Origin of the sequence: Paenibacillus sp. FSL E2-0190 (assembly GCF_037992965.1) — a bacterium.
GTDB lineage: Bacteria > Bacillota > Bacilli > Paenibacillales > Paenibacillaceae > Paenibacillus_AQ > Paenibacillus_AQ odorifer.
Genome location: NZ_CP150306.1, coordinates 1,369,586 through 1,389,775, shown reverse-complemented (window position 1 = coordinate 1,389,775; position 20,190 = coordinate 1,369,586). Strand labels below are relative to the sequence as shown.

The window sequence follows — 20,190 nt, the reverse complement described above, 5'->3', positions numbered from 1 at the left end:
CTTCTCCAGCTATCCATTCTCATTAGCTATCCTTCCTTGCCTGCACCGACAGCAGGCTGCCCGTCACAGCGCTATATACAAGCCGGCCGATAGCGCCTCCAAGATCGGTTGCTGTGCCGGCATATACATGCTCGGCGCTGTATCGCCCGCTTTGGCTCACAGCGAGTACAATAGCATCCGTAGTCGTGCCGGTTGCGATCAGGCCATTCTCGGGATCGGTAATCCCGAGATCTGCCAGCGCGGCAGCTTTGGCTTCGACAGCTGTCTGCACAGCATTGACCATGGCCGCCGGTGTCAGGCGGCCATCAATGCAGAGCATGATGTTAATCGTACCCGGCCGATACACAGCCAGCACATTGCGTTCCACACCTGCGCGCGCAGCATTTCCTGCGGCGGCTGTAACGCAAACAAAAATCCCCGCTGAACCCGTGTCCTCTTCAGCTACCGCTGCATGCTCTAGCGGCACAGCCGTCATCAGACCAGCACAGCCGGATAAAGGATAACCCCAATCGTGCAGCTTATTCTCCATATCCTGGACAGGATCACTACATTCGTAATTGCGATCTACATATAAATTGACGGCTCGCTGCAGCCGATTCATTCCTCCGCCGTAGAACACGCTCGATAAACCATCGGCTTCTGCTGGCAGCTCCAGCAGAAGATGCTTATCCTTCCATTGCAGAGCAAGCCCTGGCCAGACGGCCGGACGATACTCCCTGATTCCCCCTGTAAGATTAAATGGAATCTTCACTTCCACCATAACCGATCCCGCTCCTTTCACCGCTCATTTCTTTCATTGAATACTTACAACCATCCGCGAAAGGATGCCCCGCCAATCGCACTGTCAGATCGCTCCGCACATAGAGTCATTAAAGACTACATGCACCTGTCACTTAGTCGCTAGAATCTCCGCCATCTGCAGCAAAAGGCGGGCATTATCCTCATGTCCCTTAACGGCAACTCGAATATGCTCAGCACCTAACCCTGCATACATAGCGCAGCTGCGCACTAGTATACCTACGCGGCCAAGCCTAGTCTGAAACTCAGCCGCGCTCCACGGTGATGGCAAGCCACAGAGCAGAAAGTTGGCTTCTCCCGGTGGGACATCGCAGCCCAGCTGCATAAGACCCTGCCGCAGTTTTTCGCGTTCTGCTGCAATAAGCTCACGCGTACGCTGTTCATAGTCACGTCCACTTGTAAGGCAGGCTTCCCCTGCGAGCAGCGCCAAGCCGTTCACACTCCAGGTGACCTGCTTTCCGCTCATCGCCTTCGCCAGCTTCGGATGTGAAATCGCAAACCCGAGACGCAAGCCGGGAATCGCATAAAACTTCGTCATCGACCGCACCAGAACCGTATGCGGAAACCGCTCCAGCTCCGGCAGGAGTGTATTTCGCTCTGACTCCGGGATAAAGTCAATAAAAGCTTCATCCACAGCTAAATAAGTCCCGCAGCTTTCAGCCTTCTGCGCTAACAAGCGCAGTTCCTCCACAGCATACTGAACGCCATTGGGATTATTCGGCTGTCCGAGAAATAACAGTTCCACCTGTTCCAGCAGCCCGGCAATCTCCTCCACTCCAGCGCGGAAATGCTGTTCCTTTGTCCCCTGAACCGATAATACTTCAGCGCCAAATTGTATGGAAAGCTGCCGATACTCAGAGAAACAAGGCTCCACGATGCCAACCTTTTGCGGAGCTATCGCCAGCAGCAGCAAAGCCATAGATTCCGCTGCTCCGTTGCCCACGGTTAACCAGCTATTATCTACGCCAAGATTTTCCGCCAGTAGGCGTTTAAAGCATCGGTGTCCAGGGTCCGGATATGCCACCACCGTTGACAGTGCTGTTCTGAGCAGCTCCAAAACTTGCGGTGGGGGACCGAGCGGATTGATGTTGGCACTATAGTCGAGAAATGTGCCCCCAGCTTCTCCATAGAGCTCCGCTGCCGTCAGCAAATCACCGCCATGCCCATATTTTTCAAGCATAATTACACTCCCTCTATCTACTTTCTCTAGCACGATATGTATGTCATTGCCACCATTATTGCCTCTTTGCCGGAAGAACGTCAATGCTTTCGCAGAAGGAATCAGCTAAATCCCCCGCTTCCCTCAAACCGACATGAATCTCAACAATGTGATCTCTTTTGTTAAAAAACCGCTTTTGGTTTAAAATGAAGGTTGTAATCAATTTTGCTGCGACGGAGGAATTCACTATGCTTTTTATTGATAACACAGGGATTACTGACGCATCCATCAATTTGGCGATTGAGGAATATGCGCTGAAGCACTTGCCGATGGACGAGAGTTACCTGCTTTTTTATATCAACAGCCCATCCATCATCATAGGGAAACATCAGAATACTATCGAAGAAATTAACCAAGAGTATGTAAAAGATAATAATATTCAGGTCGTACGTCGTCTATCCGGCGGTGGAGCTGTTTATCACGATCTTGGAAATTTGAACTTCAGCTTTATTACCAAGGATGACGGCCAATCCTTTCATAACTTTTTGAAATTTACCCAACCGGTCATCGATTACCTGCAAAGCATGGGTGTTAACGCCGAGCTAAGCGGACGGAATGACCTGCAAGTTGGTGAGCAAAAGATTTCCGGTAACGCTCAGTTCTCCACACGCGGACGTATGTTCAGCCATGGTACCTTGATGTTCAATCTTAATTTAGATGATGTACAAGCCTCTCTAAAAGTGAATCCAGAGAAGTTTAAATCAAAGAGCACCAAATCCGTACGCAGTCGTGTAGCGAATATCAAAGAGCTGCTGGGTACAGATATGACGATCGAGGAGTTCCGCGCCGGCCTGCTGCGTTCGATCTTTGGTATGGATCCTTCTGAGGTTCCTCAGTACAAGCTGCAACAAGCCGACTGGGACAAAATTAATGAGATCTCCAAGGAGCACTACCAGAACTGGGACTGGAACTACGGTCTGTCACCAAAAAGCAACGTTAAGCACACGCGCAAATTCCCTGCCGGAATTATTGATATTCGGATGGATATTGAAGATTCCCTCATTAAAGACATCAAAATCTATGGTGACTTCTTCGGAGTCGGTGACGTAGTAGATGTTGAAAATGCACTTCGTGGCAAACGTTATGACGAGGCTGAGGTTAGAGAAGCATTAGCTGATCTCGATTTGAAGCATTATTTCGGTCGTATTGAGCCGGAGGATTTTATCGGATTGGTCTTCCTAGAGGAATAGGATGAATTCACTGGTCATGATTTGAATCAAAAAGAGGACTCCTGCGCATTCGCCAGAAGTCCTCTTTTGCATGAATTAATACTCTTCGCTTTATCCTTTTACAGCAGATCCAACTGTCATTGCTCTTTCTACCTGCTCACTAAAGAACAAATAGACAATAACCATTGGCAGACTCGCCATCGTCATAACCGCCCCCATGCCACCCCAGTCAGTGCTGTATTGGCCTTGGAAGAACAATAGACCCAGCGGCAGTGTTTTCATCCCCTCATCAGAGATCAGAATATAAGCCAGCAAAAATTCATTCCAGTTGTTCAGGAATTGAAAAATGGCTACTGTTGCGACAGCTGGCGTTACAACCGGCACAATAATCTGCAGAAACATCCGGTATACATTCGCGCCGTCCATACAAGCGGATTCCTCCAGCTCCCCAGGAATACCCTTCATAAAGCCGTAGAATACCAGACAAGAGAACGGCAATCCAATGGCGACATAAGGAACAATCAGCCCACCGTAGGTATTAGTCAGATGTAAGTCCCGCACGAGTATAGCAAGTGGAATCATAATTACCTGCAGCGGCATGAACATTCCGATCGTCATATACAATCTGACCCCTTCACGGAATCTCCACCGCAGCCGGGAAATTGCGAATGAGAACATCAGCGATAATATGATAATAAGTAGCGTTGAAATCGTAGAGACTACCAAGCTATTCGTAAAATATCGCGGTATATTGAACTGTGACCAAGCGGCCACATAGTTTTCAATCCGGAAATTAGTCGGAAATCCGAAAGGGTTGGTGACAAAAATCTCATCGTTATTTTTCAGAGAATAAGAAATCATCCATAATAGCGGATAGATGGAAATGATAAAATAAATCCATAAGGGAAGCTGTATGAGCAATGCTCTCACTTTTTTCATAACGTTCCTTTTCCTTTCCGGCGTACTGCCTTATGCTTCATTTCGGTCAAATGTCTTGTTGATAATAATGGTGGCCAGAAGCGACAGAAGGACAAGCACAACCGATACCGCACAGGCATAGCCGTAGTTGCTTTCCAAGAAAGCATAACGATAAATCATAAAGGTAAGCGTATAATTGCTCGTTCCCGGTCCGCCGTTAGTCATAATCAACATTTGTACAAAAGCACCGATTCCTGAAGTAATGGCAATGATCAGACAGAATTTGAACGTCTCCTTCATCATTGGAATCGTCACCTTACGATGCGCCATCCATTTGGAGCAACCGTCAATCGTGGCAGCTTCCATGTACTGCTCAGGGACAGATTTAACCCCCGCATATAAAAGACTGAACTGGTAACCCATGAACTGCCAGGCATTAACAAAGGCAATCGCAATTATGGATGTGGTTGGAGAAGTGAGCCAGTTTTGTTGATAAGGAATATGCAAAATTTCAAAAAGTCTATTGATCAATCCGTTATTCGGGTCGTAGATGGCAATCCATAGCTGACAAACAACCGTAACCGACAGAACTACGGGGATAAAATAAGCTGTTTTCAACAACTTACGCCCTTTGATTCGCGGATCGGCACAGGCAAGCGCAAGAATGGTTCCCAATCCGATCTGAAATACAGCGAGCACCAGTGCAAAAATAAGGCCGTTACGAAGGGATGTCAAAAGCAATGGATCATCAAACATCTCTACATAGTTGGACAATCCGTTAAAAGTAGCCGTACTGAGCCCGTCCCACTCGAAAAAGCTACGATAAAAGGATTGAAGCACCGGATAGATAATCACTACGCTATAAATCAACAGAGCGGGAAGCAGAAACAGCATTATGGCTTTCTTATTACCTAAGTATTTATGCATGCGGTAAGATTCCACTCCTTCCTTACCAAGCTGCTCACCCGATATAAGGGCTCGATCCGGGTGAGCTGCAGGGCATGGACCAATTTTTATTTATTTTATTTCTCTAATTATTTATTTTCTTTGTTCAGCACTCGGTTCATGTTATCCGTGAACTGCTTAGCCGAGAATCCTTCGATCAACATATTTTGTGTATTGTCGTCCAGTGCATTTTTAATTTGAACACTGCTTACCGCATTGGCGTAACCCTTCACGTTTGGCAGCACTTCTTCAGCGATTCTTTTCATCATGGCAGGCACTTCACCGGTCATTTCTTTATCCACTTTAGTCGCTACGATCGGGCTACCCAGCTGTGTATATTTGTATTCGCTATATTTTTGTGCGATAAAACTAGCTACTTTCACTGCGGTCTCAACATTCTTGCTGCTAGGAGAAACGGCAAAGCCACCAGGACCTCCTGCACCGTTAATGTACATTTTGTTGTTCTCATAAGTCGCTTCGTCCTTAGCTGGCCAGTACATCCAATCCACTTTATCCCCAAGCTTCTCAGCACTGCTGTAGATTTCCCACTGACCGTTGACGAACATGCCAGCTTTTCCTTGGTAGAACAAAGATGAAGCTTGATCATAATTGGTATTCGTAGCATTGACGTCGAACAAGCCTGCTTCTTCCAGCTTCTTCATTTGTTCTGCTGCTGTTACATAAGGCGAAGGCAATGTTGTCGTTCCCTTCGTTTCGAGTGGGCCAAACCCTTTCGTCTCCTCACGAGTCACAAGTCCGCTATAAAAAGAAGTAGTGATCCATTTCTCCTTCGCGAAAATTGAGAGCGGTGTATACCCTGCTGTAGAAAGCTTCTTAGCCGCTTCAGCCAGCTGATCGATCGTCTTGATCGGCATCTCGATGCCTACCTCTTTAAAGATATCCTTGTTGTAAAACAACATTTGGAATTCGATTCCCGTATATGGGAATGCGTATACATGACCGTCTGGGGCAATCAGACGGGACTCATTCCCTGTGTTTAGATTCGCTTTGAAATCTTTGGTGGCTTGGTATTCATCAAGCAGCTCGACATTTTTAGATTTGGCGAAGGTTTGCAGTGTAGGCCAGTCTGTTTCATAAATATCCGGCATGTTCCCAGTCGCGGCATATGTTTTCAGCTTCTGGTAGCCATCTTGAACAGCCTCATCCAGTACAATCTCCACCTCCGGCATTTCCTTTTTCAATTCTTCTACGGCATAATCAAATGGCTTTGAAGTATCTTCGTCAAAATGCTGTGCATAAATTTTTATTTGAATTTTCTTATCGGTGTTCCCAGCGGTCGTATTGGAATCTTCAGAGGTTGAACCACCGTTTCCGGCATTGTTACCACCACAGGCTGTAAGTGAGAAAGCTAAGGATAAAACGGTTGCAACCCCCAGTGTTCTGAATAGCTTGTTGCTCATAATGAATCCCCTTTCTGATGCTCTATTTAGTGGAGCTAGTTGAAACCGCTATTTGTTAGCGTTTTCATCGTCCTGTTTCTATTATATTTGAGCCTTGAAGACCCAAAAAGAGCCATATCGGGCACAATCGGTAATAAACAGGACAAAATGAAAGCGGCCTCACCAGAGAGCCGCCACCAAATTTGTTTATTAAATTTCATTATTAACGCCAATATGGCGGGAACGGGCAGCCAGCTGCTCAAATTCAGACGGCGGCATGCCATAGTGTTTTTTAAAGCATTTACTGAAATAATTCGGATCATTATAGCCCACTTTACCGGCGATTTCAGACAGTCTCACATTTCCTCCAGCAAGCAGTTCCTTGGCCTGCTTCATACGAGTATAGGTAATGAAATCAAGTACAGAGATTCCACCTTCTTTTCGAAAAACCTTCCGTAAATAGCTGGTATCTACATACACGCCATTCGCCACCTGGTCAACTGTCAGCTCACAATCGGAATAATGCTCCCGGATGTACTCTTTGGCGGCAATGAATAAATTGTACGACTTAGAGGGACGGTGCTCACGACCTTGATCAATGACTTTACTGTACAAGTCTTTTATCCAGCTTTCAGTCTCATCCCAGTTATCCATCTCCCGTAGCCGCTGCTCTGATGAACCTGCTGGTTTCCAGAAACTTTCCGGATTGATCCCTCTTTCTCCAGCATAGGCAAGGCAAAGGGATACTATACTCATTAAAAGAGTAAAGGAATAGCTGCCTCCCCCTCTCTGGCGTCGTAGAATCTCAATTAATTTGCTTATGTCCTTCGCCGCTGCATCGAAATCCCCCATCTTTAACGCCATCAGCATGGCATCCTGAATTCCAAGATGAGTGATTTCTTTGGATGGAAAGGAGAACTCCTCTATCCCTTCAGAGGAATTCTGCTCGTCCATTTGGAGTGGAAAGAGCTTACTAGAAGCCGTCCCTTCTGCAATTATTTCCGGCTTACCAGCTTTGCGTGCACCTATTTTATGTGACTGAAGGCGCTGCTTCACCTTGATCATCATCTCGTTAAACTCTTGCTGGTTAAACGGTTTCAATAAATAATCTTGTACACCTAAGCGAATCGCTTTTTGCGCATAATCAAATTCATTGTGCCCTGTTACAAAAACAATCAGCATATCAGGAGCATTGGCCTGTAACCGGGTAACCAGCTCCATACCGTCCATATAGGGCATGCTAATGTCCACTAAAGCCAAATCAGGTTTCGTCCGTTCCGCTTCTTCCAGCGCTTCTCTGCCATTTGACGCTTCACCACAGACACTGAAATCATATTTACTCCAATCCAGCTTGGTCCGCATATAATAACGAAACAGCGGCTCGTCATCTACAACCATCACTTTATACATCTATGCTGCCCCCCTGCACTTCCGTTCCGGGAATCGCCATTTTCATAACAGTACCCTTTCCCAGTCTACTTTCCACCGATAGGCCATATGGTTCTCCAAAATACAGCTTAATCCGTTCATGAACGCTGTAAATGCCAATGGATGCCGGTTTTCCTTCTCGTGAGCGGTATTCTACAATCCGGGACACCTGCTCCTCGGACATGCCAACACCGTTATCCTCCACGGTAATGATAACTTCTCTTCCGTGTGTATAAGCCTCTATTGAGATAAGCCCCTGACTACCCTTTGTTTTTAATCCATGGTAGATTGCATTCTCTATGAGTGGCTGTAGGGACAATTTGGGTACCTTAACTTCTTCGAGAGATTTCGGGATATTAATCTCGTAACGTAATACGTCGGGGTTGCGAACCTGCATAATAGCCAAATAATCAGCTGCATTTGATACTTCCTCGGACAGTGGAATAACCTCGTTTCCTTTGCTAAGAACAACCCGATAGAAGTCTGCCAGTGCCTTGGTCGTATCCCGAGCTGCTTCATTAAGCTCCAAATCGTTGAGTACATAAATCGTATCCAGTGTGTTGTACAGAAAATGTGGTTTAATCTGGGCATGAATCAGAGCTAGTTCATATTCACGTTTCCGGACTTGTTCGTTCGTAATCGTCCGCATCAGCTCCTGGATACGACCAACCATGGAATTGAATACGGTGGAGATCAACCCCGTCTCATCCTCTGTAGTCACTGGTGAGGTGACATTCAGATCGCCTTCCCTTACTTTACGCATCGCCTTCGTCACCTGAAGAAGCGGATTTACGATAATCTGTGACAGCTTTCCTGCAAGCAGCAGAGACAGTAACAGGCATCCAATTCCCACGAATATAGTTAACGTTATATTACGGTGAATATCAGCGGTTAACTTTTGCAGCGAAATGGTATTCACAAGCTTCCAATTCAGCTTATCATAATACGTCACAGTGACCAGCTCTCGCCCGCTCCCCCTGCCGATAATTTCCGAGACAGAGCTTCCCGTCTTCCTAAGACTATCGTTCAGTCTGTCCTCAGGCTTCAGTAAGAGCTTTGATTTATCAGGTGTAGACACGGTCCTTTGCGTTCCGTCTACTACAAAATATTTCTTGTCCGAAGAGGTTTCTCTAGCGGTTTCCAGAAAAGCAGAGAGAGCATCTTCTTTTACGTTCACAAATAATGTACCTATTAGGTTGCCCGTTTTAAGATTGTACACGACTTTACTTAGTGTGAGCACCGGAACTGCCGGATCACTAACCAGATAATCTCTCTGTTCCATGGGAAGCCAACGGTTAACCCCGTAGCTGCCTTTTTCTTTAGCCTTCTCCAGCATATCGCTGGTGAATACCTTCTGTTCGTTAGGATTACCGTAGGCGTAAGAGGAATATATCTGCCCTTCCGTATCCACAAATACAGCAGAGTCGACATCCGGAAAAATAATCAGATCGATAGAAAGCTGGCTCTGCATTAAATTGCGAAACCGCGTCTGCTCCACTGTCGAGGATAACAACGGACGTTCAGCATACATCCGATGGATGTCGGTAGTTATAATGTTAGCACTACTCTCCGTATTTTTTACAATCGTATCTATTTGCTGCATGATGAGCTTGGATTCATCTTTAAAATTGTACTTAGCCTTTTCGATCATCGAACGGCTGAACATCTGTCCTGAGAGCAAGCCTAAAGCAAGCAATGGAAAAATGATCAACGGTATAAAAATAAGGATAATTTTATTACGAATCTGCAATCTTCCAAACCACTTCACTAAGGAATCCCCCCGCATAACAGCCGCCTCCTGTGTGTTCTAGCGGTAATTCATTATGTGCTTCATATCCGTAAATCTCAAGGAGAAAGTATAAATACATATACAACTAGGGCTAGTGTCAGCAGGATAAAAACATTCTCTACAGCTCCACCTTTTTTCGTGCCTGTACTCATTAGCTTTAGACGCAGCTTAAATGGAATGGGCGGCAGGGGCGTAATTCCCCTTTGGGTGAGAGAGTCGGCCAATAGATGAAGCGCATAAGACATGCCGCCTGCTATCCATAGACTGCCACCATCCTGTATACCCGATGAAGCAAAATACAATAAAGTGCTCCAGCCTGCAACAGCATATAAGGTATGAGTCAATCCACGATGCGGGACAAGTGATGTAACTACGAGTATACAAGCTACTATGTAGTTCCAAGGATCATATGCCCCTCCGTATGCAAATACCGCAGTAGCGATTAGTACCATCACCAGATGCCGCAGCTTTCTTCCCGGCAGGAAAGTCACACTCCCCACAAGTAGGGCCAGTACAATATTCCAAGGGCTTTCAACGATTCCTGCAAAATAAAGATAAATCGCTGCTCCTATCAAAGCAACCTGTAGTACCCTGAGCAGAAAGTCAGGAATCGCCTTGCGTACCAGTAACGAATTCGGTTCATCAATGTCTGGCAGGAGCGAGCTTAATGCGGCGACGGCAATAACCGGGATTGTAATCTCATGGGCCATCAAACTCATAACAGATAGGGTAACCCCGGTGCTGATAATTAAATGGGATCTGCCCATCATAGTGAAACCGCTCCTTTCTAAGATGCAAAAACAAGAACAAATGTGCGGTTATCGAAGTATATCAAGACCCGGTTTTTTTGTCTACATAAAACGCTGAAATCGCTTAGTATATAAGCCTTTGCGCGATTTCTATCTTGTCCTCCCCATGAATATACGATACAATTTGGACAACTTGTCCTTGTCGTCTACATAGAGACGGCAGCTGCTGAAGAAAGGATGACCTAAGTAGTGAAGCGTTCCCGTATAGCCGATTCCAGCCTGCTATTGGTGGCGATGATGTGGGGATGTACCTTTCTGATTGTACAAAATGCTGTCAAGGTGCTGCCACCGCTCGCGTTTAATAGTATCCGCTTTATGGGCGCTGCCCTGTTGCTGGCTCTAATCACAGTTATTTTTTACCGCAAGGATTGGAAACAGCTAAGTTTCCGCATGGTACGCGATTCTCTGCTGCTTGGCCTTTTTTTGTTTATGGGCTATGGCTTTCAGACGATGGGACTTCTATATACAACAACCTCTAATACCGGCTTTATTACCGGGCTATCGGTTGTCCTAGTTCCCTTTCTGTCTCTTGCCCTATTGAAGCATGCGATTTCACGATACACTTGGTTCAGTGCGGCACTCGCCGCAATCGGGCTTTATCTGTTGACCTTCACGGGCTCTGCATTATCCTTGAATAAAGGCGATGCCTTGATTCTTCTGTGTGCCATAGCTTTTGCGTTACAGGTAGCCTATACTGGCGTTTATGCACCTCATTATCCGGCGTTGCCGCTAGCTACTCTGCAGCTTGCTTTTGTTGGGCTGTTCAGTATTGCTGCCTCGCTTATTTTTGAAGGGGCAACACCGCTCGCCCACAGCGGGGAGCTGATTAAGGACCCAGATGTGCTTTGGGCTCTGCTGATCTCCATCGGGCCAACCAGCGCTTTTGCCTTCTGGATTCAAACCGCCTGTCAGAAATATACTACCCCATCACGGGTAGCCATTATTTATGCCACAGAACCGGTATTTGCCGTTCTGACGGGTTTAGCCTTTGGCGGGGAAACACTCGGGTTGTCCGCTCTGCTCGGTTGTGGTTGTATTCTGGGGGCTATGCTTATGGCAGAGCTGAGCCCGGAACCGGGTCAGAATCAACATAAGAAGAGTTATTTTTCCAAATTACATCTATTTAGAAAGAGATAAGGAGAGAGACAAATGTACAAATTGATCGCGATTGATATTGATGACACTCTGATTAATGATGACAAGGAAGTAACACCTGCTACCCAAACTGCGCTTGAAGAGGCTGTTGCCGCAGGTGTTGTTGTAACCCTTGCTACAGGCCGTGCTTACGCTTCCGCTCAAGCCATTGCCCGTCAAACTGGACTAAACGTACCTATCATTACTTACCAGGGTGCACTCGTTAAGAACTTGCTCGATGAAAAAGTACTGTATGAGCGTTACGTCCCGCAAGATGCAGTCCGCAAGCTGTTCACTTACTGCGTGGAGCATAATCTGCATCTGCAAACTTACATTGACGACAAGCTATATGCCCGTGAAGACAACCAAAAGATCAAAGACTATACGGACTTGAATAAAACGCAATATTTTATTGAGCCTGACTGGGAAAAGCTTGTCCCGCAAAAAACACCAAAAATGCTAATTATCGATGATCCTGATTTCTTGGATGAACTGGCTCCAATCCTGCATGAATTGCTTGGTGATTCCGTGCATATTACCAAATCCAAACCACACTTCCTGGAAATCATGCATCATGAAGGAACCAAGGGCATTGCACTTGAATTCCTAGCCAAACATTACGGCTGTGAGCTTTCCGAGACTATCGCTGTAGGTGATTCTTGGAACGACCATGAGATGCTGGAAGCTGCCGGACTTGGCGTCGCTATGGAGAATGCTATTCCTGCTCTGAAAGAAATTGCTGATTTTGTGACCTTAAGCAACAATGACGATGGCGTGAAATATGCGATTGATAAATTCATTCTTAATAAAGTGAACTAAACTTCCTTAAGCAAAAGGGTGCAGCAACGCCATATTTCATGACGTTGCTGCACCCTTTTTTATTCCAACACTCAAACACCTGTAGAAGCTAATTCCACTTTCTCGGGTCCCATTCCACTCTCTTCTTCCTGCTCTAGCTGAGAATAGTACAGATCATTATATCTTCCTTCAGCAGCAAGCAGTACATCATGCGTTCCACTCTCCACAATTTCACCATTCTCCATCACGAGAATGATATCAGCGTTCTGAATCGTAGATAAACGGTGCGCGATAACGAGTGTAGTTTTGTCTCCCATTAGTTTACGAATGGCCTGCTGCACCAGTTTTTCTGATTCATTGTCAAGTGCAGCAGTAGCTTCATCCAACAGCAGAATAGGAGCGTTTCTCAGAATTGCTCTTGCAATGGAAAGCCGCTGACGTTGTCCCCCGGACAGTCGTGAGCCTTCCTCACCAATATCAGTATCCAGTCCCTCAGGCAATTCCATTACAAAATCATAGGCATTCGCTTTTCGCAAAGCTTCCAGAATTTCTTGCTCATCCGCCTCTGGATTTCCATTCCGGATATTATCACGAATGCTTCCCGTATAAAGACCTGCCTCTTGCGGCACATAGGAAAAATAACTTCTAAGCTTAGCCAGACTCATCTCGTTGATCCGATGCCCATTGATTATTACTTCGCCTTCATCGGGTTCATACAATCCCAGCAATAGTTTGAAAAGCGTAGATTTACCTCCACCACTCGGTCCCACAACCGCCATCTGTGTTCCTTTTTGAAGCTCTAAGCTGATCTTGTTTATACTTTGTCTCTCTGCTCCCGGATACGAGAAAGAGATCGACGACATTACCATACTCTCAAATTCTGGTTGCTTTGTCTCCACTTCTGGAAGGGTCTCAACCTCCACCGGGCTATCCAACACCTCAAAGATCCGTCCCGCCGCCCCAAGTGATTGCTGCATCGAATTGATCAGTCCCGGCAATGACGAGAACGGCATCACTAAATAATTCATGAGCTGGATGAAAGCAATCATCGCACCGACCTCAAGTGATCCTTTTGCCACAAAATAACCAGCCACGACCAGCGCCAGAAGAAACGTAAAGTTTCCCAGAAAAGAAGAGAATGAGCCAGTAGCTCCCTCAATTCTTCCCCGCTTTAATTCTTCAGAAGTAATATTCTCACTATGCTCCTGATACTGCTTCATTAGTCTGCGTTCAATGCTAAAGGATTTAAACACCATACTACTGCCTAGAATGTCATGTAAAAAGGAAGTAATCTTACTCATATTAGTCTGAATCTTCACACTGTTCTCACGCATCGCTGAACCGAAGATTTTTCCCGTAAGGAACATCAAAGGCCCCATTGCAAAACAGATCAATGCCAGTAACCAGTTAATATAGAGCAAATAACCAAAAGCCGCGAGGGCTAGTAAAGGGTTACGGATTAGATCAATCATTACCTCGCCTGCAGCATTACCAACAGATTGATTATCATTAGTAAAGCGGGACAATAAATCCCCGGAATGATTACGGTCAAAATAAGACTGAGGAAGAGCTAAGGCATGCCGCATCATATCCAACCGCAGCTCATTTCTGATCTTGACAGAGATTTTATTTTTGAAATATCGATCGATGAAACCGTTAATTGCACTCACTAATAAGTAGATTAATCCAAAAATAACCAGCCCTTTAAAAGCTTTCACATCGAGTCTAACCGCAGCATCCGTAATTACTGAGAGCAGCCAAGCAATCGTTAAATCCAGAACAATCCCAAATAAAGTCGTAAATAATAAAATCGTATATAAGAGCTTGTGCCTTAACATATATGTACTTAATCTTGAAAATACGCCTTTCTGCTTCAAAGAACCAGCCCTCTCACTTAAAATTCTATACCTCTAACCTTAGCGAACACCTTACTGTCATGCCGTTCCCCGTCATACCCAAGACTCGCACTGCGCAGGATCCCTTCCAGTGTAAAACCCGCACGTTCGGCTACCGCGGCACTTTTGGTATTTCGTGCACTACAAAAGATTTCGAGACGATTCGCCTCTAGTTCCCGTATGGCAAAATTGGTGATTCCATTTACGGCTTCTGTCATATATCCTTTGCCTGCACAGGCGCTCCGGATCCAATAACCAATCTCAAAATTGCGGAGTTCCCAGTTTAGATGATGCAGGCTAATGCAGCCGATAAAACCCTCCGTATCCCTTCTAAAAATACGCATATGTAGCTTATCCCTTTTTAGAAACTCCAGTCTGCCTTCTCTAGTAACTTTCTCTGATTCTTCTAATGTGGGTATTACTTGAGCAAAAGCGATCCAAGGTCTCAATTCATCTATACTTTCACGGATAGCCTCATTCATGCTAACTCCATCTCCCCATAAAGGGGCACGAATGAGCAGCCTCTCTGTTTCAAAACTCTCGGGAAAATCAAGCAGGATTGGATCCTTGGAGTCAGCCACTTCGTACTCCTCCTTTGGAGATGATAATTATTCTAAATATGTAAAAATAATACGATATGCTTTTTGATTATATAGTATATATCGGGATCTGAATACTGAATGCAATAGAAATCACAAAAGGAACATCAACAGGCTGAAGTTGCCCGAATGATGTCCCTTTTTGATTTAGTGAATATCTCAACTAAAGCGGACCACTCCATTTATTGGCTTGAAGAGTTCATTAAACGGATTCAACAAGGCGGAATATAACAGGTTAAATAGGATCAAGAAAACTCCCTTCCAGCAAAAGGGAGTTTTCTTTTTATCTAAATTTCAGCTGATCTCCGAAGATCCTAAGGGTATTCTCATCCCCGTCTCGGCCAGCGTAACATTTTCCGGTAAAATATATGATTTTCTCATATCCACATCATGCGACATATGGGTATAGATTGCCTTTTGAGGCTTCACAGTTTGCAGCAGCTCCGCTGCTTCCGTCATATCGTATACAGAACGACTCGATAACTCCGCTGCTTCGTAATAGAAGCTTGTACCTAATACCAGCAAGTCAGCTCCATGCATCAGGCGTGTCTCTTCAGCTCCAAGAGAAATGGAATCTGGACAATACACCCATACATAGCCCTCCTTCTCCAGACGAAAAGCATACGAGTATCCATTCTTGCCATGGTTCACTTTCCAGGTATCAATTGTCCAGCCGTCTAGCTCTATGCCTTCATCACAAGGAATCATCTCGATCTGATTGCGCAGCCATGGATATTGCCGCTCTATTATCGGGATCACTTCTGCTGGGGCATAGAGCTGGCCCTTATATCCCATCCAGCGGCAAGAATCCGCCCATTCCGGCAGCCCACCAATATGATCAAAATGAGCGTGTGTCACCAGCAGTCTGCGCATATTCCGTACTCCCTGCGCCTCCATCTGACGCCGCCAGTCAGGCCCACAATCGATCACTAAAAAGTCACTGCCATTATCTATAAGTACAGAAGAGCGCAGGCGAATATTTTCACCCTGTTCCCTTGCCTCTGTACAGGTCTCACAACTGCAATATACCCGAGGAACCCCCATGGCATCCCCTGTACCCAAAAACACCAACGTATCCATCTGCTATCTCTCCTTCAGGTTCTCTTCAACGAAGTAATAAATCTAAATTACCCTCTCTCTATCTTAAAGAGACCCACCAAAAAAAGCCATCCCCACCACAGATGAACTGCTGGGATGACTCTTTTGTTATACCTCTACCTTATATTCCGGCAAGTACCTGATACCAAATTCCACGCTTGGAATAAAGTGAGCTTCGCACCTCATCCCAGCCTCCTAAATAGTTAATATCAAAGAGGCCCGCCGGATCAGGGTAATCGCTTTTGTGCTCAGCATAGACTTGTTTATCCACGGGACGAAAGCCATATTTTGCAAAGATCTCTTGTGCCTGTGGAGTTATCAAAAAATCAACCAGTGCTTCTGATGCTATGCGTGTCCCATGCTCATCCGCATATTTCTCTACAACAGCCGCCGGATTCTCAATCAGAATTGTATTTTTAGGAATAATGACTTCGTATTTGACTCCCTGAGCAATCCGAGCCAGCAGTTCATTCTCATAGGTGACAATTACATCCCCCACTCCATACTCGAAGGCTGCCATAGAAGCGCGGCCACTCTTATCCAGAGACTCTACATTGGCATGGATGCTTTCTAAAAAAGCTTTGGCTGCTGCTGGATCCTTTGCCCCCTCCTGCTCCTCTGACAGCTTCAGACCAGCCCCATAGATCGCGTTGATATCCCATTGCGCACCACCAGAGGTCTTCGGGTTTGGATATAACACTTTAATCCCTGGCTTGGCTAAGTCCGCAAAATCGCGAATGCCTTTGGGATTTCCTTCGCGGGTACCAAGAGCTACTACTGAACGTGTTACCATGCCTTGTTCACCCTGCTCTTTCCATGTTGGCGCTACGAGTCCAGCCTTAACTAGCTTCTCGACATCACCTTCCATGGCTAGCAGCGTCACATCCGCTTCAAATCCACCTACAATCGCTCTCGCCTGTGTCCCTGAAGCCTCATAAGACTCCTGAAAATTAATATCCTGACCCGTATCTGCCTTCCACTTGGCAGCAAATAACGGCAAAATATCCTGCATCGCATCCTTAGCCACACTGTATGCGCCAATTACCAGCGTAACATCCCCTTGCTTCGAAGGCTCTGCCATCGTCGTAGCTGCCTTCTCATTCCCGCAACCGACTGCTGTCAGCGTGAGAATGGCCAGCATTAGGGCAGCAAAACATCCGTGCAGTTGTCTGCTCCTTTTGACATTCATTGCGGCCCACATCCTTCGAGGTAATGATTTTTAATATTTCCTTGAAAGTAGCTCTATGGCTGAAACTTAAAATTCAAGTATCCAACGTTCGGTATTTGCCGTAATTACGCGGAATGTTTGGACTTTCGGCCGCTGTTGTTCCCAGATTTATTAATTTTATATCCTCAGCGGATTAAATCCGGAAACAAAGGCGGTCGCTCCGCTCCTACAGTTCCAAACTTCCACTTCATTACTTCTGGCCTTCACATCAGTTCCTCTAATCCTAGCGAATCACATTCGCTACTATCAAAAGAAATTGAAAATAATTTTATTTATTTTTAAATAAAAATCGGCATTGGATCTTCTTTCAGGTTGTTCTCCTGGATCCAGCTGCGCTCATCATTAAACAGATAAGCCCGATGTACCAGTACTGAGATTTCCTGACCCGGCTGCAAGGTTTCTTTCTCCAACGAACGGTAGGTGACCAGCTTGTGGCCATTTACTTCAACCTCAACGAGCCATTCGCTGCCGCGGAAATGCAGATGTTTCACAACACCTTTTTCCGTGGCAGAAGCCATCTTGAACTCATGCAGGTTACCCACTTCAATATATTCAGGACGAATCAGCGCTTTGGTAGGCTTGCCGTCCCCCGCACCTGTAAAGCCCTTAACCTCAGAAGCGTTCTCAATCAGCGTAGATTCGCCGATAAATGTTGCCACGAACGGTGTTTTGGGTTCCTTGTAAATATCCCACGGGGTACCCTTTTGTTCCAAACGTCCTTGATTAATGATCATAATTTCATCCGCTACTTCAATCGCTTCATCTTGATCATGGGTTACGAAAATAGAGGTGATACCTACACGCTCAATCAGTTCACGCAGCCAAGCGCGCAGCTCCTGGCGGATCTTCGCATCAATAGCGGCAAAAGGTTCATCTAAAAGCAGCAGCTGTGGTTCAGGCGCAAGCGCACGTGCAAAAGCCACACGCTGACGTTGTCCCCCTGATAGCTGATGCGGATAACGTTTCTCGAACCCTTTTAACCCTGTAAGCTCTACAAGTTCCATAACACGATCGCGGATAGCTGTTTTGTTAGCCTTTTTAACCTTTAAGCCAAAAGCGATATTATCAAATACAGTCATATGTTTGAAGAGTGCATAGTTCTGGAAAACGAAGCCGATCCCACGTTCTTGAGGAGGAAGATTGTTCACCGTCTGACCATGAAAAATAATCTCTCCGGTATCCGGTGACTCCAGTCCCGCCAGCATACGTAGAATTGAGGTTTTCCCGCCTCCACTTGGGCCGAGCAATCCAATCAGGTGACCTTTTGTAATGGTGAAATTGACGTCCTTGACCGCATGAAAATCTCCAAAATGCTTGTTTAACCCCCGCACTTCTACATGCATATTACTGCACTTCCTTTCTTCTCTTGGTCCATTCCATCAACAGCAGCAGACCTGCGGAAAATGCAGCCAGAACTAGCGCTATTCCTCCAGCAGCCGTCACATTAAAATTCTCAACATCCTGATAGACTAAAGTTGTCGCCGTCTGGGTTTTGTTCATAATATTCCCCGAAACCACGAGCACCGCGCCGAACTCTCCAAGTGAACGTGCCACCGTAAGAATGACACCATACACAACCGCCCAACGAATCGAAGGCCAGGTTACCTTCCAAAAAATAGTCCAGCTACGAGCGCCCAATGTCGAAGCCGCTTCCTCCTGCTGTGAACCAATCTCCTGAAGCACCGGCATAACCTCACGCACCATTAAAGGAAAGGTAACAAATAAAGTGGCAATGATCATCCCGGGAATCGCATAAACGATCTTTAGTCCAATCCCCTCAAAAATCGCTCCCAAGGTACTATCGGGACCCAGCAACAGGACAATCATCAATCCTCCGATTACAGGGGATACCGCGTAAGGCAAATCCACAATACTGTTCAATAATCCTTTTAGACGCTTGCCGATCCAGTTCGCCCGAACAAGATACAGAGCCATCATAATACCGAACAATGTATTTAATAACGTAACTACTATCACAACAAGCCCAGTCATCATGAGCGCATGCAGCGCTTCGGGCCTAGTCAGAGCATTCCAGAAACCACCAAATCCTTCACTAAAAGCACCGATAGCCATTTTTCCTAATGGAGCAGCAATGAGCAGAAAAAACACTAAATAAGTAAGAGCAATCCATAATTTCCTCATGAGCGTCTCCCCCGCATCTGCAGCATATTAATCAGCCAAAGAATGAGAAAGGATAAGGTCAAGAGAATAACAGAAACCGCAGCGGCGGAGACCGGATTATCACTTTCAACTTCACCAAAAATAAAAACAGAAGATACAAGCGTACGGCCCGGAATATTACCTGCGACGAGTACCACTGCACCAAATTCCGCAAGTGCTCTTGAAAATGCGAGCATCCCACCACTGATCATCCCAGGCGCCATTGATGGAAGAATAACTTGCCAGAATACCCTTGCCCCCTTGGCACCCATTGTATATGCTGCTTCCTCTTCGGATGGATCCAACTCCTCCAGCAAGGGCTGAACCGCTCGAATCACGAATGGAAACGTCACGAACACCATAGCAATTACGATAGCCGGTTGATGAAAAACAATTTCAAATCCAAGTGCCTCAGCTGCTTTGCCGATAAGGCTCCCTGGTCCAAGCAGCAGTAGAATCATCAAACCTCCGACAGCTGTTGGCAGTGCAAAAGGTAAATCGACCAGACTGTTTAGCAGCGCTTTACCAGCAAATTGATAACGAATAAGGACCCAAGCAATCATAGTTCCTAACAAGACATTAATTAAAGTAGCGATAATCGCCAGCTTTAAGGTTAACAGCACCGACTTCCAAGCAATTGGATCGCTGACGCTTTCCACAAAATTGCCAAAACCAAGAGAAAAAGAGTTGTAATAGACCCCGAGTATGGGCAACACGATCAATACTACAAAATAGAGCAAAATTGTAGTTCGGAAACCCCAAGTCCAGCCTTTGTGTTTAAGCAGCGAATTCAATGATTTTTG

The 20,190-nt window shown here is 45.8% G+C and carries 18 protein-coding genes; 3 read left to right on the top strand and 15 right to left on the bottom strand.

Features of this window, described 5'->3' with window-relative positions; all coding sequences use genetic code 11:
• Nucleotides 1-22: 22 nt before the first annotated feature.
• Complete coding sequence (locus NST25_RS06010; RefSeq protein ID WP_340393477.1) at nucleotides 23-760, bottom strand: adenosylcobinamide amidohydrolase; 738 nt, start codon at nucleotides 758-760, stop codon at nucleotides 23-25.
• 129 nt (nucleotides 761-889) lie between these two features.
• A complete protein-coding gene (locus NST25_RS06005) occupies nucleotides 890-1,978 on the bottom strand; it encodes a threonine-phosphate decarboxylase (protein WP_339171996.1) in 1,089 nt (362 codons plus the stop codon).
• Between the two features lie 227 nt (nucleotides 1,979-2,205).
• Between NST25_RS06005 and NST25_RS06000 the strand changes: the two genes are divergently transcribed.
• A complete protein-coding gene (locus tag NST25_RS06000) occupies nucleotides 2,206-3,207 on the top strand; it encodes a lipoate--protein ligase (protein WP_076128152.1) in 1,002 nt (333 codons plus the stop codon).
• A 90-nt stretch (nucleotides 3,208-3,297) separates the two neighbouring features.
• Here NST25_RS06000 and NST25_RS05995 read toward each other — a convergent pair whose 3' ends face one another.
• From NST25_RS05995 to NST25_RS05970, 6 genes are all read right to left on the bottom strand, one after another.
• Nucleotides 3,298-4,125, bottom strand: coding sequence for a carbohydrate ABC transporter permease (locus NST25_RS05995; RefSeq protein WP_036681776.1), 828 nt, complete (start codon nucleotides 4,123-4,125; stop codon nucleotides 3,298-3,300).
• Between the two features lie 30 nt (nucleotides 4,126-4,155).
• On the bottom strand, nucleotides 4,156-5,031 hold the full coding sequence (locus NST25_RS05990) for a sugar ABC transporter permease (RefSeq protein WP_038569153.1): 876 nt from the start codon (nucleotides 5,029-5,031) through the stop codon (nucleotides 4,156-4,158).
• A gap of 107 nt (nucleotides 5,032-5,138) precedes the next feature.
• Nucleotides 5,139-6,470: an extracellular solute-binding protein gene (locus tag NST25_RS05985; RefSeq protein WP_076128153.1), complete on the bottom strand. Its 1,332-nt coding sequence runs from the start codon at nucleotides 6,468-6,470 to the stop codon at nucleotides 5,139-5,141.
• A 189-nt stretch (nucleotides 6,471-6,659) separates the two neighbouring features.
• A complete protein-coding gene (locus NST25_RS05980) occupies nucleotides 6,660-7,859 on the bottom strand; it encodes a response regulator (protein ID WP_340393476.1) in 1,200 nt (399 codons plus the stop codon).
• On the bottom strand, nucleotides 7,852-9,663 hold the full coding sequence (locus NST25_RS05975) for a sensor histidine kinase (RefSeq protein ID WP_340393475.1): 1,812 nt from the start codon (nucleotides 9,661-9,663) through the stop codon (nucleotides 7,852-7,854). Before NST25_RS05975 ends, NST25_RS05980 begins: the two co-directional genes overlap by 8 nt.
• 59 nt (nucleotides 9,664-9,722) lie before the next feature.
• Nucleotides 9,723-10,436 (bottom strand): metal-dependent hydrolase, encoded by a 714-nt coding sequence (locus tag NST25_RS05970; protein ID WP_076128159.1) that lies wholly within the window; start codon nucleotides 10,434-10,436, stop codon nucleotides 9,723-9,725.
• Nucleotides 10,437-10,664: 228 nt separating this feature from the next.
• On the opposite strand from NST25_RS05970, the gene NST25_RS05965 reads away from it, so the two are divergent.
• Nucleotides 10,665-11,612, top strand: coding sequence for a DMT family transporter (locus tag NST25_RS05965; protein ID WP_248547848.1), 948 nt, complete (start codon nucleotides 10,665-10,667; stop codon nucleotides 11,610-11,612).
• A 12-nt stretch (nucleotides 11,613-11,624) separates the two neighbouring features.
• Nucleotides 11,625-12,428 (top strand): Cof-type HAD-IIB family hydrolase, encoded by an 804-nt coding sequence (locus tag NST25_RS05960; protein WP_038569149.1) that lies wholly within the window; start codon nucleotides 11,625-11,627, stop codon nucleotides 12,426-12,428.
• Between the two features lie 71 nt (nucleotides 12,429-12,499).
• Here NST25_RS05960 and NST25_RS05955 read toward each other — a convergent pair whose 3' ends face one another.
• The 7 genes from NST25_RS05955 to cysT form a co-directional block, all read right to left on the bottom strand.
• Nucleotides 12,500-14,284, bottom strand: coding sequence for an ABC transporter ATP-binding protein (locus tag NST25_RS05955; RefSeq protein ID WP_339811689.1), 1,785 nt, complete (start codon nucleotides 14,282-14,284; stop codon nucleotides 12,500-12,502).
• Nucleotides 14,285-14,301: 17 nt separating this feature from the next.
• Nucleotides 14,302-14,883: a GNAT family N-acetyltransferase gene (locus tag NST25_RS05950; RefSeq protein ID WP_340393474.1), complete on the bottom strand. Its 582-nt coding sequence runs from the start codon at nucleotides 14,881-14,883 to the stop codon at nucleotides 14,302-14,304.
• 312 nt (nucleotides 14,884-15,195) lie between these two features.
• A complete protein-coding gene (locus NST25_RS05945; protein ID WP_340393473.1) occupies nucleotides 15,196-15,981 on the bottom strand; it encodes an MBL fold metallo-hydrolase in 786 nt (261 codons plus the stop codon).
• Between the two features lie 139 nt (nucleotides 15,982-16,120).
• Nucleotides 16,121-17,188: a sulfate ABC transporter substrate-binding protein gene (locus NST25_RS05940; RefSeq protein WP_076185774.1), complete on the bottom strand. Its 1,068-nt coding sequence runs from the start codon at nucleotides 17,186-17,188 to the stop codon at nucleotides 16,121-16,123.
• 317 nt (nucleotides 17,189-17,505) lie between these two features.
• Nucleotides 17,506-18,570, bottom strand: coding sequence for a sulfate ABC transporter ATP-binding protein (cysA, locus tag NST25_RS05935; protein WP_076104838.1), 1,065 nt, complete (start codon nucleotides 18,568-18,570; stop codon nucleotides 17,506-17,508).
• A 1-nt stretch (nucleotide 18,571) separates the two neighbouring features.
• The gene (locus NST25_RS05930) at nucleotides 18,572-19,369 is read right to left on the bottom strand and encodes a sulfate ABC transporter permease subunit (protein ID WP_076104839.1); all 798 of its coding nucleotides are present in this window, start codon (nucleotides 19,367-19,369) and stop codon (nucleotides 18,572-18,574) included.
• Nucleotides 19,366-20,181 (bottom strand): sulfate ABC transporter permease subunit CysT, encoded by an 816-nt coding sequence (cysT, locus tag NST25_RS05925; RefSeq protein ID WP_340393472.1) that lies wholly within the window; start codon nucleotides 20,179-20,181, stop codon nucleotides 19,366-19,368. Before cysT ends, NST25_RS05930 begins: the two co-directional genes overlap by 4 nt.
• Nucleotides 20,182-20,190: the final 9 nt, after the last annotated feature.

Coding starts and splice junctions, on each gene's coding strand:
- NST25_RS06010 (WP_340393477.1), bottom strand. CDS start 760: ATGGTGGAAGTGAAGATTCCATTTAATCTTACAGGGGGAATCAGGGAG.
- NST25_RS06005 (WP_339171996.1), bottom strand. CDS start 1,978: ATGCTTGAAAAATATGGGCATGGCGGTGATTTGCTGACGGCAGCGGAG.
- NST25_RS06000 (WP_076128152.1), top strand. CDS start 2,206: ATGCTTTTTATTGATAACACAGGGATTACTGACGCATCCATCAATTTG.
- NST25_RS05995 (WP_036681776.1), bottom strand. CDS start 4,125: ATGAAAAAAGTGAGAGCATTGCTCATACAGCTTCCCTTATGGATTTAT.
- NST25_RS05990 (WP_038569153.1), bottom strand. CDS start 5,031: ATGCATAAATACTTAGGTAATAAGAAAGCCATAATGCTGTTTCTGCTT.
- NST25_RS05985 (WP_076128153.1), bottom strand. CDS start 6,470: ATGAGCAACAAGCTATTCAGAACACTGGGGGTTGCAACCGTTTTATCC.
- NST25_RS05980 (WP_340393476.1), bottom strand. CDS start 7,859: ATGTATAAAGTGATGGTTGTAGATGACGAGCCGCTGTTTCGTTATTAT.
- NST25_RS05975 (WP_340393475.1), bottom strand. CDS start 9,663: ATGCGGGGGGATTCCTTAGTGAAGTGGTTTGGAAGATTGCAGATTCGT.
- NST25_RS05970 (WP_076128159.1), bottom strand. CDS start 10,436: ATGATGGGCAGATCCCATTTAATTATCAGCACCGGGGTTACCCTATCT.
- NST25_RS05960 (WP_038569149.1), top strand. CDS start 11,625: ATGTACAAATTGATCGCGATTGATATTGATGACACTCTGATTAATGAT.
- NST25_RS05945 (WP_340393473.1), bottom strand. CDS start 15,981: ATGGATACGTTGGTGTTTTTGGGTACAGGGGATGCCATGGGGGTTCCT.
- NST25_RS05940 (WP_076185774.1), bottom strand. CDS start 17,188: ATGAATGTCAAAAGGAGCAGACAACTGCACGGATGTTTTGCTGCCCTA.
- cysA (WP_076104838.1), bottom strand. CDS start 18,570: ATGCATGTAGAAGTGCGGGGGTTAAACAAGCATTTTGGAGATTTTCAT.
- NST25_RS05930 (WP_076104839.1), bottom strand. CDS start 19,369: ATGAGGAAATTATGGATTGCTCTTACTTATTTAGTGTTTTTTCTGCTC.